Annotated in this window: 14 protein-coding genes and 1 pseudogene; 10 read left to right on the top strand and 5 right to left on the bottom strand. The window is 69.7% G+C overall.

Features of this window, described 5'->3' with window-relative positions; all coding sequences use genetic code 11:
• Window positions 1-122 precede the first annotated feature (122 nt).
• The 3 genes and pseudogenes from AB5J55_RS03830 to AB5J55_RS03820 form a co-directional block, all read left to right on the top strand.
• A complete protein-coding gene (locus AB5J55_RS03830) occupies window positions 123-1,376 on the top strand; it encodes a low temperature requirement protein A (protein WP_369269280.1) in 1,254 nt (417 codons plus the stop codon).
• 123 nt (window positions 1,377-1,499) lie between these two features.
• Window positions 1,500-2,288, top strand: coding sequence for a hypothetical protein (locus AB5J55_RS03825; RefSeq protein ID WP_369269279.1), 789 nt, complete (start codon window positions 1,500-1,502; stop codon window positions 2,286-2,288).
• A pseudogene (locus tag AB5J55_RS03820) lies at window positions 2,285-2,653 on the top strand (GntR family transcriptional regulator); the annotation flags it as partial. The gene AB5J55_RS03825 and the pseudogene AB5J55_RS03820, both read left to right, overlap by 4 nt.
• Window positions 2,654-2,856: 203 nt before the next feature.
• On the opposite strand, the gene AB5J55_RS03815 reads toward AB5J55_RS03820, so the two are convergent.
• The 3 genes from AB5J55_RS03815 to AB5J55_RS03805 form a co-directional block, all read right to left on the bottom strand.
• The gene (locus AB5J55_RS03815; protein ID WP_369269278.1) at window positions 2,857-3,993 is read right to left on the bottom strand and encodes a sorbosone dehydrogenase family protein; all 1,137 of its coding nucleotides are present in this window, start codon (window positions 3,991-3,993) and stop codon (window positions 2,857-2,859) included.
• 289 nt (window positions 3,994-4,282) lie between these two features.
• On the bottom strand, window positions 4,283-7,291 hold the full coding sequence (locus tag AB5J55_RS03810; RefSeq protein WP_369269277.1) for a family 16 glycoside hydrolase: 3,009 nt from the start codon (window positions 7,289-7,291) through the stop codon (window positions 4,283-4,285).
• 366 nt (window positions 7,292-7,657) lie between these two features.
• Window positions 7,658-8,683, bottom strand: a complete 1,026-nt coding sequence (locus AB5J55_RS03805; protein ID WP_369269276.1) for a LacI family DNA-binding transcriptional regulator — start codon at window positions 8,681-8,683, stop codon at window positions 7,658-7,660.
• Window positions 8,684-9,240: 557 nt separating this feature from the next.
• Here AB5J55_RS03805 and AB5J55_RS03800 point away from each other — a divergent pair.
• From AB5J55_RS03800 to AB5J55_RS03785, 4 genes are all read left to right on the top strand, one after another.
• Window positions 9,241-10,125, top strand: a complete 885-nt coding sequence (locus AB5J55_RS03800; protein WP_369269275.1) for an SDR family oxidoreductase — start codon at window positions 9,241-9,243, stop codon at window positions 10,123-10,125.
• Window positions 10,126-10,160: 35 nt separating this feature from the next.
• Complete coding sequence (locus AB5J55_RS03795) at window positions 10,161-10,415, top strand: DUF2945 domain-containing protein (RefSeq protein WP_369269274.1); 255 nt, start codon at window positions 10,161-10,163, stop codon at window positions 10,413-10,415.
• Window positions 10,416-10,658: 243 nt separating this feature from the next.
• Window positions 10,659-10,808 carry a hypothetical protein gene (locus AB5J55_RS03790; RefSeq protein WP_328883549.1) on the top strand — a complete coding sequence of 50 codons (150 nt, stop codon included), beginning with the start codon at window positions 10,659-10,661 and terminating at the stop codon, window positions 10,806-10,808.
• Between the two features lie 230 nt (window positions 10,809-11,038).
• Window positions 11,039-11,506: a hypothetical protein gene (locus tag AB5J55_RS03785; protein ID WP_369269273.1), complete on the top strand. Its 468-nt coding sequence runs from the start codon at window positions 11,039-11,041 to the stop codon at window positions 11,504-11,506.
• 98 nt (window positions 11,507-11,604) lie between these two features.
• On the opposite strand, the gene AB5J55_RS03780 is transcribed toward AB5J55_RS03785, so the two are convergent.
• Window positions 11,605-11,868 carry a hypothetical protein gene (locus AB5J55_RS03780; RefSeq protein ID WP_369276487.1) on the bottom strand — a complete coding sequence of 88 codons (264 nt, stop codon included), beginning with the start codon at window positions 11,866-11,868 and terminating at the stop codon, window positions 11,605-11,607.
• Window positions 11,869-11,954: 86 nt separating this feature from the next.
• Here AB5J55_RS03780 and AB5J55_RS03775 point away from each other — a divergent pair, with 86 nt between their 5' ends.
• The 3 genes from AB5J55_RS03775 (at window position 11,955) to AB5J55_RS03765 (ending at window position 14,587) form a co-directional block, all read left to right on the top strand.
• Window positions 11,955-12,389 (top strand): VOC family protein, encoded by a 435-nt coding sequence (locus tag AB5J55_RS03775; RefSeq protein WP_369269272.1) that lies wholly within the window; start codon window positions 11,955-11,957, stop codon window positions 12,387-12,389.
• Window positions 12,390-12,515: 126 nt separating this feature from the next.
• Window positions 12,516-14,006 (top strand): MFS transporter, encoded by a 1,491-nt coding sequence (locus AB5J55_RS03770; RefSeq protein WP_369269271.1) that lies wholly within the window; start codon window positions 12,516-12,518, stop codon window positions 14,004-14,006.
• Window positions 14,003-14,587, top strand: a complete 585-nt coding sequence (locus AB5J55_RS03765; RefSeq protein WP_369269270.1) for a TetR family transcriptional regulator — start codon at window positions 14,003-14,005, stop codon at window positions 14,585-14,587. The genes AB5J55_RS03770 and AB5J55_RS03765 overlap by 4 nt, the downstream gene beginning before the upstream one ends.
• A gap of 12 nt (window positions 14,588-14,599) precedes the next feature.
• Here the strand turns inward: AB5J55_RS03765 and AB5J55_RS03760 are convergent, their stop codons facing one another.
• Window positions 14,600-15,364 (bottom strand): dienelactone hydrolase family protein, encoded by a 765-nt coding sequence (locus tag AB5J55_RS03760; protein ID WP_369269269.1) that lies wholly within the window; start codon window positions 15,362-15,364, stop codon window positions 14,600-14,602.
• Window positions 15,365-15,468: the final 104 nt, after the last annotated feature.

The raw sequence follows: 15,468 nt of genomic DNA, 5'->3' as shown, positions 1-15,468 counted from the left end.
GCGATGCATTCATATCAGTTCATATCCTGAGCGCATGGCGGGGCGGGACCGTACCGGCTTGTCGGCCCCAGCCGTCGCCATCGCTGCGCTACACCTTCGGCCGCGCCCGACAGGAGCCTCACATGTCCGACAGTGCCCCCGAGCCCCGTCCTGTCAACGCAGAGGCAGTTCCCCTGGGCGCCGGTACCCGCCGGTGGCTCTTCCGCCCGCCGCGGCGCCACGGCGAGGTCGACACCGGGCGCAGCGTCAGCTTCCTGGAGCTCTTCTACGACCTCGTCTACGTCGTCCTGGTCGGGCAGGCGGCCCACACCCTGGCCGAGGACTTCTCCTGGCGAGGCACGGCAACATTCGCAGTGGTCTTCGGGCTGATCTGGATCGCCTGGCTGAATGGCACCCTCTTCTACGAACTGCACGGCCGCGAAGACGGTCACACCCGCTCGCTGATCTTCGTGCAGATGCTGCTGCTGTCCCTCATGGCGGTCTACGTCGGCCACGCCGACGGCGACGACGGCCGCACCCTGGCGGCCCTGTACGCATTGCTGCTGGCCCTGCTGACCTACCAGTGGTACTCCGTGTACCGACAGGACGAACCGGAGCTGCGCAGGACGCCACGCCGCTATCTGATCGTCATGGTCGCGGGCATCATCGCGATCGCGGCTTCGGTGCCTCTGTCTGCCGACGCCCGTCTCGTCGTTTGGGCGGTGTTCGCCGTCGCGTGGTGCAGCGTGGAGTGCGTCATCCTCATCTTGTGGCGCAGAACGCCGAGTTACACCGTCGTGACCGAACCCATGGTCGAACGCTTCGGGCTGTTCATCATCATCGTGCTCGGCGAAGTCGTCATCGGTGTCGTGAACGGCCTGACGGAGACCGAACGCAGCACACTCGTCACGACGACGGGCCTGCTCGGGCTCGCCATCGGCTTCGGCTTCTGGTGGAACTACGCCGACTTGGTGTCCCGACGGCTGCCTCGCGAGTCCGGCCACTCCCTGGCGACGTGGATCTTCACCCACCTGCCGATGGCCATGGCTGTGGCGGCAGCCGGCGCGGGCATGGTCGGGCTCGTGGAGCACGCCACGGATCATCGGACGCCGGTCGCCCTGAGCTGGCTGATGGGCGGGTCCGTAGCCGTCATGCTGATCACCACCGTGGTGCTTCTGCCCACCCTGGCGGTCTACGACCGCTACCCCTCCGTCTACAAGTCGGTGCAAGCCGTCCTCGTCACGGCAGCGGTGGTCGCCCTCCTCGTCGGCTGGTCCCGCCCCGTCCCCTGGCTCCTGGCCCTCATCTTGTTGCTCCTCCTCTCCGCGACCTGGGTCTTCGCATTCGTACGGTGGCTGAGACAAGGCTCGCTGATCAACGAGAGATCAGCCGACTGACACGGACGGGAGGCAGTCCCGGGTCGGCCGTCGGAGTCTGCTTGTATCGAGCATTTGACACAAGATTCCGACCAGGGCATCTTGTACCCACCGTTTGGTACAAGTGTCCTGGGGGATCTCCACGTGCTCGACACCGTCCCGCTCCAGTCCCGGCTCCTCGACCACGCCGACCACTACGCCCGCTGGTCCGGCCTGGCCATCGGTGTCGTGGCCGCGCAGCACTTGGTCACGATGGAGAGCGGCGACATCACGATCCCCCTGGTGTTCGCCATCACGGCTTTCGGCCTGTGCGCGGTGGGCGGTGTCCTACTCGGCGACGCCCTGACGCTCGGTCCTCAGGAAGCGGTACGCACCGCGAGTCTCACCCCGCGTCTGGTCAGAAACCACGTGCCGCCCCGTATGGCGCCCCTGCTTCTTCTGCAGGCGGTCTCCCTCCTCGGTCTGCTGGTCATGGGCGCCGTCACCGCTTCCGCCGGCCCCGACCGGATAGGCGGAGCGGGGCGTGTCATGGTCGTCGCCTGTGAAGGGCTGACCGCATCCCTCGGACCCTGGCCCGGGCTCTACTACAGCGGCCCGATGTTCGCCGCCCTCGCGGTCGGAACCCCCGCCTGCGTCTGGGCCCTGCGCCGTATCGCCCACGGGCCGGGCGACTACCAGCAGCGCCGCGACCGGGCGTGGGCGATCACGGGAGCCTGGGGGCTGCTGGTGTCGAGCCAGGTCCTGCTCGTCGTTCTGATGCTGCTCATCGCGCTCACGGAAACGGCCTGCGCAGGCCCGCTCGGTGCCGCCACCGTTGTGGTGATCTGTCCCCTGGGTCTGCTGAGTCTGTTCACGTTCGGCTGGTCCCTGGTGACCGTGGTGGCGCCGCGGGCGGTTGACGACGAGGCAGCACGATGGGAATTTCCGCGATGAGCGACCGCACCGTCCGCGTCGACACGACCAGCCAGGTACCGCCGTACGAGCAGATCCGCGCCCAGTTGGCCGCGCTCATTCGCACCGGTCGGCTGACCGAGGGGGAGCGCCTGCCGACCGTGCGCCAGCTCGCTGCCGACCTCGGTCTGGCGCCGGGCACCGTGGCCCGCGCCTATCGCGAGCTGGAGGCCGCGGAGCTGATCCGCACCCGCCGCGGCGCGGGCACCCGGGTGGCGGCGCTCCCGTCCGGCCCGCACGCCCACGACGCCGCTCAACTCGGCACTCTGGCACGGGATTTCACCTCCGCCGCCCGAGCGCTCGGAGCCGACACCGAGGACATCCTGACCGCTGTCCGTGACGCCCTGAACTCGGGACCAGCCTCCGGTTCCGCCACCGTCGACAGCGGAGCGGGCGGCCCCGAGTCGACGGAGGCGTCGGTGAAAGTCACTGGTGTGAGGCACAGGCGCGAGGCGCAGGCTTGAGCGGCAGGCGTAGTCGACGGACGCCGCAAACCGCGGGGGAACCTGCGCCGGCGCCCCCGAACCTTGGCACCGGTTTCTGGTGGTCGTTACGCCGGGTCGATACGGAAGACGCTGCCGCCAATGGCGAGTACGTACAGTTCGCCCTTGGCGCCCTGCGCGAAGGAGATGACTTCGCCGCCGTTGACTCCGAGGTCGTTCACGGCTGTCACTTTGCCGTTCTTCAACTGCAGGGAGCGGACGGTGCCGTCGCAGTAGTCGCTGTACACGTACTGACCCTTGAGTGCCGGGATCGCCTTGCCCCGGTAGACGTAGCCGCCGGTGACCGAGCAGCCGAAGTTGGTGCGGTCGTACTCATGGACCGGCGGCACATGGTTCGCGGGTTCCGTGCCGCCACGGAAGGGATGGGTGCCCTCCATCTGGGACCAGCCGTAGTTCTCGCCGCCCTTGCTGCTCGCCTGGGCCCAGTCGATCTCCTCCCAGTCGTTCTGGCCGACGTCACCGATGAAGAGGTCGCCCGTGCCCGAGTCGAAGGAGAACCGCCACGGGTTGCGCAGCCCGTACGCCCAGATCTCGTCCTTCGCGTTCGGGTCGTTCACGAACGGGTTGTCCGGCGGGATCGCGTACGGCCTGCCGCCCCTCGGGTCGATCCGCAGGAGCTTGCCGAGCAGGGTGCCGAGGTTCTGTCCGTTGCCGTGCGGGTCGCCGCCCGAGCCGCCGTCGCCGAGTGCGATGTAGAGGTGGCCGTCGGGGCCGATCTTGATGTCGCCGCCGTTGTGGTTGGCGTAGGGCTGGGTCTGGGTGATGACCGTACGCCGGGTCTGCGGCTGGATCTTGCCGTTCCGTACGGCGAACTCGTCCACGGTGCTGGTGCCTTCGAGGTTCGTGAACGAGATGTAGAAGTGCGCGAACGTCTTGTCGAACGCGATGCCCAGCAGCCCGCGTTCGCCGTCGGTGGTGGTCTCCGCGGATATGTCGAGGACGGGCTGGCTGAGCCCCTTGCTGTCCAGGACCCTTACGGTGCCCGGGCGTTCGGCGATCCAGAGCTTCCCGCCGGGACCGGCGGCGCCGGCCGTCGGATTCTGCGCCGTGGCCACGTTCTTGAGGATGACCTTCGCCGCCTGCCGTGGGGCGGCGGGCTCGTCGGCCGACGCCGCGGTCAGGGCGAGGGAAGCGACGAGACAGATGGTGCCGATGATCGCCGTGCTTCTGATGCGAGCTCTCACCGAGATCCTCCTGGAGGCGGTGAATCGGCAGGTCGCGCGGCTGCTGGCGCTGGTCGTGGGGTACCGCTCGCGCCAGCACGCAACCTGGTGGGGGGGTGGGGAGAGAGGAGCGGTGTGCTACTGGCTGGCTACGTATGAGGATACTGAGACAGTGCCGCTTGGTATAGACCAGCTACGTGAAGAAGGGCCCGCTTGAGGTCCCGCAAGCCAGGCACCGCGAAGCCCTCGATGTGAAGGCGCGCCCACGAGCTCCGTAGGCGCGCCCCAGTACCTCGCGGTTCTGGTTGCTTCAGTTCAGCGGGTCCACCCAGATGTTGCGGTAGCGCACCTTGTTGCCGTGGTCCTGGAGGCGGATGGCGCCGGTTGACGGTCCCTCCGGAGCGCCGCCGCCGGTCGGGCCGTCGATCGCGATGTCGTCGTGGATCTTCTTGCCGTTCCAGACGACGGTGACCCGCGCGTCGGCCGTCTTGGTGCCGTCGGCGTCGAAGCGGGCCGCTCGGAAGGTGACGTCGTAGGTCTGCCAGGTCTCCGGCGCTGTGGCCGCGTTGACGTCCGGAGCCTTCTTCAGATAGATCGCTCCGGCTTCGTTCGTGTCGAGCGTCGTGTCACCGAAGGAGTCGAGGATCTGAAGCTCGTATCGGTTCTGGAAGTAGACGCCGCTGTTGCCGCGGTCCTGACCGGTCACGTCGTCCGGCAGGAGCGGGACGCGGAACTCCACATGCAGCTTGAAGTCCTGGTAGGCGTCCTTGGTGCGCAGGTCGCCGCAGCATACCTCCATCGACTGCTCGTCGGTCAGCGGCCATTCCACCGAACGTCCGTCCGTGTGCTGCCACTGCCCCTGTGACGCGGCGGACCCGTCGAAGAGGGTGACCCGGGCGCCGTGCGGGCGGACGGTGATCAGGTCCAGGTTGACGTGGCCTGTGTCGCCGGAGTCGAAGCGGTACGCGATGGTGTTCTGCCCCGCGCGCAGCGTGACCCGTTCGGTCTGGGTCGACCAGGTGTCCCAGTTGCCCGTCGAGGCGAGCTCGGTCTGTCTCAGCTTCTGCCCGTTGGCGTACAGGGAGAGGGACTTGGTGCCCTGAAAGGGGTTGGGCCCGTTGGAGTAGCGAAGGTTCACGTCGTAGTCACCCGCCTTCGGGACGGTGACGTCGAACGTCGTGGCGGCCTTGCCCTCGGTGCCGTAGCTGTCGACGAAGCCGCTGCCCGAGTAGCCGGTGTGGTCGGTGTTGACCCCGGCCGTCCCGGTCAGCCGCGCCTCCTCGGCCTCGTACAGCGTCGCGGGTGGCGGCTGCTTGCCAGGCAGGGAGTTGAGCGTGTACCAGGCCTCGGTGCTCCACAGCGTCTCACCGGACGTGGACGCGAAGGGGCGTGGTGAACGGACGTGCACGACGCGGCCCGGCTTGAGCCCGTCGAGGCGTAGCGAGACCGTGCGCCCCTCGTCGGCGAGGGTCGCCGAGCGGACGTTCAGCCGCTCCTCGGCGATCTTCGGACCGCCGTAGTCCGATGTGGGGGTGTAGCGCCACTGTTCGGCCTGGTAGCGGGAGGCCAGCTTCTCCGCCGTGGCCTGGGACAGCGGCTGCGTGTACTCCAGGTCGAAGCCACCGGGGACGGCGCGCATCTCCTTGATGTCGAAGGTGTTGCCGCCGTTTGGCGTCAGCTTCTGGAGGCCGAACTTCAGTTTGCCCTCCTGGCCCCAGTTGCCGTCGGCGCCGAGCCCGCCCGCGTAGACGGCACCGTCGGGGCCCATGGTGATGCGGTTGACGCCGGCTTCGAGTCCTTGCGTATAGCGGAACACGGCGCCCTGGTACTGGCCCTTCACCTTCTCCAGATAGGCACGCTGGAGCCCGCCGTAGGTCACGTCACCGAGGAGCATCTGCCCGGCGAACCGGCCCTTGGTCAAGTACAGCGGTGTGCTGGGGGAGTTGGCGATCTCGTTCTGCGGCAGCCACAGCACCGGTTCGGTCGCCGACCGGTCGTCGAAGGGGCCCGAGGGCTCGGTGTAGTGGTTGAAGAAGCGGTCCTGCTTGATGTGGACGAGCTTGGACGCGGGCAGCCAGCCACCTTGGTTGTCGGTGGTGAAGATGTCGCCGCCGGGGCCCCAGCCGATGCCGTTGGGGGTGCGCAGGCCGCCCGCGATCGGCTGGATCTTCCCGGTCTTCCTACTGATCTTGTACGTGGTCCCACGGCCGGGTGCCGGCTGCGGAGTCGTGGTCGCGCCGCCGTAGTTGATGGCGACGGACAGGTTCACGTAGAAGTAGCCGTCGCGGTAGAGCAGCCCGAAGGCGAACTCGTGGAAGTTGCCGCCGTAGGGCCAGGTTGCGACGGTGCGGTACTCGTCGGCGACGAAGTCCCGGTCGGTGTCGACCAGTTGAGTCAGCTCGTGTTTCTGCGACACATACAGCGAGCCGTCGACGTACTTGACGCCCATGGGCTCGCGCAGCCCGCTCGCCACCTTCTTCACGGTCACCTTGTCGCGACTCGTGTTGCCGGTGACGTTGTCGATGAGGTACGCCTCGCCCGTCGTGGTCTGTGAGCCGCCCCAGGTGGTGATGGCCAGGCGTCCGTCGGGCAGCCAGTCCATGCCGGTTACCTGGGGCTCGAAGCCGTCCGGGCGCAGGTCGGTGAGGGTGAGGTCGGGGCGTATGTCGGTCAGCGGCAGACCGTCGCCCGGGCTGTCCGCTCCGGATTCGCACTCCTTGCGTCCCGGGGCGGTGACCCGTACCACTCCGGCGTCGGTGCTCAGTGCCTCGCTCGGCACGGTGGTGAAGTCGTTCGCGGACGGTGGCTTCCACGCCAGCGCGAGGCGCTGCTCGCCGCCCCGTTCGAAGTAGTCGATGCGGAACGGATGGGATCCGGCGGTGAGTTGGACGGATTCGTCCTTCGGCTCGGCCCCGTGCAGTCCGTCGTGGTCGATGACCGTCCGGTCGTCGATGGTCAGCCGTGAGCCGTCGTCGCTGGTCAGGCGGAATGTGTAGGACCCGTCGCCGGGGACGACGAGGTAGCCGGACACCTCGGCCGAGAAGTTGTCGGCGAAGCCGCCGAAGTCCTCGGTCGCGGACCAGTCCACGGTCGGCATCAGCTTGTCGTGGTTGGGGGTCTGACCCGGCTTGAGCGTGCACAGCTTGCTGAGCGGGACCTGGGTGTCGAACACCCGCAAGGTCACTCCCGGTTCCTGGGGTGGGATGTCATCAGGGGCAGCGGCGGACGGGGGCGCTGTCCACACGCCCCCGATGAAGAACGTTCCGAGAAGCAGCGGGGTGAGCCGTCTTCGTGCGCGGCGGAACAACCGTGGATGCATCGGTCCTCCAGAACGGACCGGAGGCCGCCGGATTGCACTCCGGTCGAGATACCCGCTGCGCGGGGGAGCGCAGAGGCGGTACTCGTGCGGTTGCGCCGATACCGTAGGGGACTTTTGCTGAGCGCGTCCATACTTTGTCATCAGTCAGTTCAAAGTCCGATCGGTGAACCGGTCCTGCACCGGCCGGCCGATGCAGACTGGGGCTGCCGTTCGCCGGCCGGGGCCTGCGGTGGCCCTTGTGCGTGCGGAGATCGACGGAGATCCGATGGAAGGACGTCAACTGGAGTACTTCATCGCGTGGGGTATCACGCTTCTCCTTGCTGCCGGATCGAGGTCACAGAGGGGTGGGGCTGGTTCGGACCGTGCTCAGGGACGGGCAGGCGGCGGTCCGGTCGTCGGACCGGGGTGGAAGGCACAGCCGACGAGCGGCTCGCGCGCCTCCTCGCCCGCGACGAGCGCGGCCAGCAGACGTACGGCCGCGGCGCCCAACTGCGGCCGGGGGATGTCGAATCCGGTCGGTACGGGCTCGCTCGCCAGATCGGAGGGCGGGCTGCCGAGCAGGGCGAGGGACACCTCGGCCGGGCAGTGGAGGCCCGCCTCACGCACGGCGGAGAGCAGGCCTCGCCAGGCGGCCCTGGTGTCGGTCTCGTCCGCGATGAAGGCCGTCACCCCGTCGTCGGCCCAGGCACGCAGCCGTTCGGGCGTGAGCTCCCGCTGCGGATCGGCGGACCGGAAGACGGCCGTGGGGCCGGCGGGCAGGCCTGCCGCTTCCAGCCCTTCCAGGAAGCCGAGCTGACGGTCCGTCGAAGCGGGCGCGTCGTCGTCCTCGCGGACGAGGACGATCCGTCGATGCCCCAACTCGGCCAGATGGCCCACGACGTCACGGGTCGCTCGGACATAGTCCGCGCCCACCCAGGCCACGCCCTTCAACTCCTCGCGCCGGCCCAGGTGTACGACCGGGAAACCGTCCTCGACCTGCCGCTTGAGCTCCGCCCGGGGTGTATGCCGACCGATGAACAGGCAGCCGTCCGCGAGCCGGACCCGGCTCAGGGCTTCGGGACCCGTGGCCCCCGTGCCACCCGTGCTCGACCCGGTGAACAGCACCAGGTCGTAACCGATCGCCGCCGCCTCGCGCTCCACGCCGACCAGGAAGGGGTAGTACGAGTGCTGCACATCGGTGGGGAACGTCGCGGTGAAGCTGAAGACACCGAGGAGGTTGTTGCGGGCGGCGGCCAGCCGCCGGGCGGCCGGATCGGGCACGTAGCCGAGACTGCGGGCCGCCTCCAGGACCCGTTGGCGGGTCTCCTCGGAGATGAGGCGTCCCTTCCTGTCCGGCTTCGGGGAGAGCACCAGGGACACGGTCGCCTGCGAGACCCCTGCGAGCCGAGCCACCTCGGCCTGCCGGGGTCGTGACGTACGTCCGGCCGGAGCGGGGGTACGTCCGGGGCGCTTCCTGGGTTCCACGGTGGCCGCCAATTAATGCGTATTACGTAATGCGCATTAACGAGGTCGCACCTACCCACCCGGCGGGTCAAGGCCCGGGACAGAAGCGGTGCTGGCGGCCTCTGCAGGAGCTCAGGGCCGAAGCCGCCCGTCGGAGTGCACCCGCGCTGCGGCGCCGCTTGGCCGTCGTCGACCCGATCGGGGATCAGCGGGACTGGTTGGACCCGTGACGCGCGGGCACTCGGGGCCTGGCCGACGGACAACCCGCCCGGGCCGTGCTGCATCGCCGCCGGCCACCCGCGCTCGCCCGCGCCCAACAAGTTCCTGTGCCCCGCCGCGACCGCACCGGAGCCAGGCGCCGAACGCGGCGGAGAGGAGGCAGGACCGCAGGTGTCCGGCCCCCCGCATCGGCCGACACACAGCAGAACTGACCGCATCCGAACACCGCCCCCGCCAGGAAGTGGGCTGACAGGACCTCCACCCGAGTCGGAAGAAAGGGGCAGCCCGTGCGCAGCAGCAGCCCGCTCGCCGGCCGTACCGTCGCCGTCACCGGCGCCGCCCGCGGTCTGGGCGCGGCGCTGTCCCACGAGATCGCCCGGCGCGGCGCCCGGGTGGCGCTGCTCGGCCACGAGAAGGCCGCCCTGGAGGCGGTGGCGGAGTCCGTGCCGGGCCCCGCGCTGGCCGTCGAGGTCGACGTCACCGACAGCGCCGCCCTGGTTGCCGCGGCCCACACGGTGCGGGCCGGACTGGGGCGCCCCTCCGTCGTGGTGGCGAACGCGGGTATCTCCGAGGGCGGCCCGTTCCTCGCCTCGGATCCGGCAGCCTGGCGGCGCGTCATCGACGTCAACCTCACCGGTAGTGCCCACACGGCCCGCGCGTTCCTGCCGGACCTCTTCGACACCGCGGGTTACTTCCTCCAGATCGCCTCGCTGGCGTCGATGGGCGCCGTCCCCCTGATGAGTTCCTACTGCGCTTCCAAGGCGGGGGCCGAGGCCTTCGCGCACGCCCTGCGGGCGGAGGTGGCGCACCGAGGGGTCGCCGTGGGCATCGGGTATCTCAACTGGACGGACACCGACATGATCCGCGACGCCGACCAGTACGCCGCCCTGCGTGAACTGCGCGCCCACATGCCCCCGCCGGTTCGCCGGGTGCACGACGTGGAAACGGTCGCCGCCCGCCTGGTGAGGGGCCTGGAACGCCGCCGTACGGCCGTGTACGCCCCCGCATGGCTGCGTCTGATCCAGCCGGTGCGAGCGGCGCTGCCACCCGTCGTGCTGCGTGTGTCGCGCCGCCGGCTGCCCCGCATGGAGGCCGCGCATCCCGTCGAGTACACCGGGCCGCTCGGCGCAGGTGGCCTGGCCGACCAGGCGGCGTCCCGGCGCCGTACGTGACGCCGCGACCGGCACCGAAGAAGCGAGAGAACACAATGGCGAAGAAGGCGAAGAACGCAAAGGGGACGAGCTGCGGGGGCAAGGGCAAGCAGCTCACCCAGGGCGACGAGGTCACCTGGAACAGCCACGGCAGCACCACGGAAGGCACGGTCGAGCGGAGGGTCACCCGACGCACCGAGGCCGCCGGCCGCACCGTGGACGCGTCGCCCGAGGATCCGCAGTACGAGGTGCGCAGCGCCCGCTCCGGCAGGTCGGCGGTGCACAAGCCGTCCGCACTGCGCAAGAAGTGAGCGGATGACCGACGCAGACGTTCCTGCCCCACTCCGACTCCCGGCAGGCGGCGCTGCTCCTCGTGCCGTACGCCCCATCGGCCAGGCCTGACCCGGACCATCCGCTGGGCCAAGCCCCAGCCCATGGAGAGGATTCGGGCTCATCGCTCGACGGCAGGGGTGAGACCACGAGGCCGGGGTAACCGCGTTCGTACGAAGGCCTTATCGCAAGGGCGTTGTAGTCGATGTCTCAGGAGGACAGCCGTGCCAGGCATGTTGGACAAGATCAAGCAGTTCAGCAGGAGCCCGCAGGGGCGACGCGCCGTGGAGGAGGTACGCCGGGCCTCTCGCGACCCGCGGCGCCGGGCCCAGGCCCAGCGGCTGCTCGGCAAGCTGCGGGGGCGGCGCCACTGAAGCGCCCGGTGTGCTTCTGTCGGCGACCGGGCGCAGCTCCGACGGCTGTTCGCTGAAGGGCGCGGGTCGTGTCGGCGCCTTCGGCGCGTCGAGTGGTCCGCACGAGGGCCGCGCAAGCCATGGGGGCGCATTGTCAGTGGCAGGCGCAACAATGCGTCCAGCAAGATCAACATTGGGTCCGAAAAACGAGGCGCGCGCTGTCCGTCCTCCACCCTGGAAAGGCCGTACAGATGCCCCTCGCGACCTCCCGCGCCTCTTATGCCGTCGCGGACGCCGACTCCGCGGCCGACACGGTTCACCCTGCGCGCCGCGGCGAACGCGACGGTGCCGTGCGGGCGGCCCGAACGGACCTGGCCCGCCTGAGCGCACCGTTCCAGCTGCCCCCGCCCAGAGCCGCGGTGGCGCTCGACGCCCTCGCGTCCGAGGTGCTGCGCATCGTGGCCGACTCCCGCACACCCGCCTTCGTGACCGTCCACGAGGGCGGACGAACCCGCTACGGCTACTGGCGCCCGGTCGACTCCGCCACAGGCAGAGGCGGCTGCTACGTCGCTCTGCCCACCGATGTGTGCGAAGAGCTGCGCTCCGGCGGACGCATCGAACTGGGCGATCCGGTCACCGATCCGGCCAAGGTCACCTACCGGATCAGGCCCGCCCGTACTCGGGCGAAGACGGGACGCCACGAAGGCAGCGCAGCGTGACTGGCTGAAGCCGTCGCACCGCCGCCGCCGTACCCCGAAGAAGAGAGCCCGATCCTGGGCCGGCGCGCCGCCCGACCGAACGGCGGGCGGCGCTCAGGCTAGGGCTTGGGGATCCAAATCCTGGTGTACTCCTCGTGGTACGGCTCGGTGTCCCCGTATGCCTCCTCCTTGCCGACCGCGATCACGGTGTCGTCGTGCCGCAGTACATGGCGCAGCTCGATCGTCGCGGTGGAGGAGGCCAAATCATTGTCGGCGGCCAGTTCGGACCAGGTACGTCCGTCCCGTGAGGTCCAGATGGCCCCGACGGTCCGCTTCCCGGCCCAGCACCTGCGGCCCGGCCTGCTCCAAGCCCCCTTCCGCACGGGCGGCTTCACCGGCCGGGTGCGCCCTTGCTGCGCAAGGAGCGGTTCTCGATCTGAGCCAAGAATCTCCCTGTTAGGGTGCGCCGATGTCATCGATCAAGCAGTTCCAGGTCACTTTTGACTGCGCAGAACCTTCGCGTGTCGCTCACTTTTGGTGCGAGGTTCTGGGGTACGTCCTACCGAAGCCGCCGGAGGGGTACGCCACTTGGGACGATTACAACCGCTCCCTGCCTCCGGAGGATCAGGGTGCATGGGCTGCCTGCATTGATCCCTCAGGTGTCGGCCCTCGACTGTTCTTTCAGCGCGTTCCCGAAGGCAAGGTCGTGAAGAATCGGGTTCATCTCGACGTGCGGGTCGGCACCGGACTCGTGGGTGCAGGGCGCCTCGCCGCGCTCGAGGCAGAGTGCGCACGCCTGATCCCGCTCGGCGCGGTACGCGTGCAGCTACTGCCCGCCGACGACGAAAACGAGTCCTGCATCGTGATGCAGGACGTCGAGGGCAACGAGTTCTGTCTCGACTGAGCACCCTCCGGGACGGCGAAGCGGGGAGCCGGTCAGAAATTACCGGCTTGGGTGAATGGCTATTCACCGGCTATGGTGAATAGCCATTCACTCGCTGCCTCGCCAGGCGCTGCCCCTGGAGTGCCGATGGACCGGACCGCCGCGATACACAAGCCGCCCTGCGTGAGCACCCTCCGAGACCGGCTCACCGTGCCGGTGCTCGCGTTCGGCGGCATCCTCATGGCCGTCATGCAGACCGTGGTCGTGCCCCTGCTGCCCGACCTGCCCCGGCTGACCGGCGCCTCGGCGGGCACGGTCGCGTGGATGGTCACGGCCACGCTGCTGTCCGGCGCGGTCCTCACCCCGGTGCTGGGTCGGGCCGGCGACATGTACGGCAAGCGGCGGGTCCTGATGTCGGCTCTCGGGCTGATGACCCTGGGCTCGGTCGTGTGTGCCCTGACCTCCGACATCGGCGTGTTGATCGCCGCCCGGACGCTGTCCGGAGCGGCCGCCGCGGTCGTCCCGCTGTCCATCAGCATCCTGCGCGACGAGCTGCCGCCGGAGCGCCGGGGTTCGGCCGTGGCGCTGATGAGTGCCACCGTCGGCACCGGCGCCGCGCTGGGCCTGCCGCTGGCAGCCGTGATCGTGCAGTACGCGAACTGGCACACCATGTTCTGGGTGACCAGCGCCCTCGGCGTGGCGGGCGTGACGCTGGTCTGGTGGGCGGTACGGGAATCGCCGGTGCGTCAGCCGGGCCGGTTCGACATTTCCGGCACGCTGGGTCTGGCCGTCGGGCTGGTGTGCCTGCTCCTGGGGGTGTCCCAGGGCGGGCAGTGGGGCTGGGGCAGCGCACGGGTCGTAGGCCTGTTCGCCGGAGCCGTCGTCGTGCTCGCCCTGTGGTGCAGGCAGCAGCTGCGAACGAAGGAGCCGCTGGTGGACCTGCGGCTGGTGGCCGAGCCCAGGGTCGGCCTGTCTCATGGGGCCGCCCTGCTCGCCGGCTTCGCGTTCTACGCCAACACCCTGGTCACAGCCCAGCTGGTGCAGGCCCCCAAGGCCACCGGGTACGGACTGGGGCTGTCCATCGTCGCCACCGGCCTGTGCTTGCTGCCCAGCGGTGTCGTCATGCTCCTGCTGTCGCCCGTATCCGCCCGGATCTCCGCCGCACGCGGGCCGCGTGTCACGCTCGCGCTCGGGGCCGCAGTGATCGCCGCCGGCTACGCGGTCCGTATCGCCGACAGCCGCGACCTGTGGATGATCATCACGGGAGCCGCGATCGTTGCCACCGGGACCACCCTCGCCTACTCGGCGCTGCCCACGCTCATCCTGCGAGCCGTGCCTGCCGAGCACACCGCATCCGCCAACGGCGTCAACGTCCTGATGCGGACGATCGGCCAGGCCGGCTCCAGCGCGGCCGTGGCCGCCGTCCTCGTGCACCACACCGGCGTGGTCGGTGGAGCGCCGGTGCCCACCCTGCACGGGTACCAGCTGGCGTTCGCGATAGCGGGCGTGGTCGCCCTCGGAGCCGCGGCGGCGGCGCTGTGCATCCCCGGCGACCCCGCACAGGCGGTCACGGAAGGGCCGGAGCGAACCGGCGACAGCCCCCGGGGCGCGCGCGACGAGGCGATGGAGGGAGCATGAGTGCCGTGAGCACTCCACCCGTCACGCCCGGACCGGCCCGCAGGGACGCCGAGTCGACCAGGGCGGCCATCCTCCGGGCGGCCCGCTATCTGCTGGCCCGGCACGCACACGCCGACATCACCCTCAAGGCTGTCGCCGACCGCGCCGGGGTGAGCCCGCCGCTGATCCTGAAGTACTTCGGCAACAAGGACACGCTGTTCGCCCAGGTCATGTCCTTCGAGGCCGACGCCGACGCTCTGCTGGCCGCACCACTGCCGGAACTCGGCCCGCACATGGTCCGGCACGTGCTGGTCAGCCAGTCCGAGCAGGGCGCCGACCCGCTGCTGCGGATCGTGTTCGCGCCCCTGCACGGTGAGCAGGGCGACATCCTGCGCGCCAACTTCCGCACCCAGGTCACCGACCGCATCACCGCCCGCCTCACCGGCCCCGACGCGGGCCTGCGCGCCGAACTGGCCGTTGCCACCCTGCTGGGCCTGGGCGTGATGTACGGCATCGCCCGCGGCACGGAGGTGCGCGCGAGCACAGTCGACGCCTTGGTCGACCGGTACGCGCCGGCGGTGCAGGCGTATCTCACGCCCTGAGTGCCTTGCCCGTCAGTCCAAGGCAGTGGCTCCCCGGGCGGTGAGGGTGCGATCGAGGAGGGGTAGCAGGCGGTCCCAATGGCGCTGCAGAGCACCGGGGTTGAAGGCGTCGGTGTCGGACATGGTGAAGCCGTGGACAGTGCCGGGGTAGATCTCGGAGGTGTAGCCGACGCCCGCGGCGTCCAGGGCCCGGTTGAGCTCGCCGAGCGCCCCGGGAGTCAAGTCGGTCTCGGCGTGGCCGAGGTGGACCCGGGCGGTGAGCGTCGAGAGGAGGCGACGCAGGCTGTCGGGCCCGTCGACGCCCACGGGGCCGTGGAATCCGGCGACGGCGGCCACCTGATCAGGGTGGGCAGCGGCGGTGCGCATCGCCAGGAGGCCGCCTATGCAGTAGCCGGTCACCGCGACCGGTCCGGCGGCCACCTCGGGCTGGGCGGTGAGGAACCTGAGAAAGGCATCCGCGTCGCTCAGGACACGTTCGGCGGTGTGCGCCTCGATCAGAGGCATCAGCTGGGCGAAGACCGCAGGCCGGGCCTCTTCTCCGATGAACTCGGGAAGCTCGATCACCGGCGCCGGCCCGTGCCGGTAGAAGAAGTTGGGGACCAGCACGTAGTACCCGTGCCCGGCCAGTTCGCAGGCCATTTCCCGCAGCACGGGCCGGATGCCGAAGCCGTCCGCGTACATCAGCACCCCTGGGTGCCGCTCGCCACGGTCGGGGCAGGCGGCGAAAGCGTCGGCCCGGCCGTCCGCGGTGGGGATGTGCAACATCTTGGTGAGCATGAGTTCTCCTGTCGTGGTCGACGTGTCGAGTGGTGATCAACACGACAGGAGGCGGAGCCCGCGCGGCAGTGCCGGATCCCCGGTCCAACAGCGGGCCGGCACCG

The sequence above is a fragment of the Streptomyces sp. R11 genome, assembly GCF_041051905.1.
In the GTDB taxonomy this organism is placed as follows: Bacteria; Actinomycetota; Actinomycetes; order Streptomycetales; family Streptomycetaceae; genus Streptomyces.
Note: the sequence above shows the minus strand (reverse complement) of the source record. Positions and strands in the feature narration are given on the sequence as shown.

Coding starts and splice junctions, on each gene's coding strand:
- AB5J55_RS03770 (WP_369269271.1), top strand. CDS start 12,516: ATGGACCGGACCGCCGCGATACACAAGCCGCCCTGCGTGAGCACCCTC.
- AB5J55_RS03810 (WP_369269277.1), bottom strand. CDS start 7,291: ATGCATCCACGGTTGTTCCGCCGCGCACGAAGACGGCTCACCCCGCTG.
- AB5J55_RS03830 (WP_369269280.1), top strand. CDS start 123: ATGTCCGACAGTGCCCCCGAGCCCCGTCCTGTCAACGCAGAGGCAGTT.
- AB5J55_RS03795 (WP_369269274.1), top strand. CDS start 10,161: ATGGCGAAGAAGGCGAAGAACGCAAAGGGGACGAGCTGCGGGGGCAAG.
- AB5J55_RS03760 (WP_369269269.1), bottom strand. CDS start 15,364: ATGCTCACCAAGATGTTGCACATCCCCACCGCGGACGGCCGGGCCGAC.
- AB5J55_RS03785 (WP_369269273.1), top strand. CDS start 11,039: ATGCCCCTCGCGACCTCCCGCGCCTCTTATGCCGTCGCGGACGCCGAC.
- AB5J55_RS03765 (WP_369269270.1), top strand. CDS start 14,003: ATGAGTGCCGTGAGCACTCCACCCGTCACGCCCGGACCGGCCCGCAGG.
- AB5J55_RS03775 (WP_369269272.1), top strand. CDS start 11,955: ATGTCATCGATCAAGCAGTTCCAGGTCACTTTTGACTGCGCAGAACCT.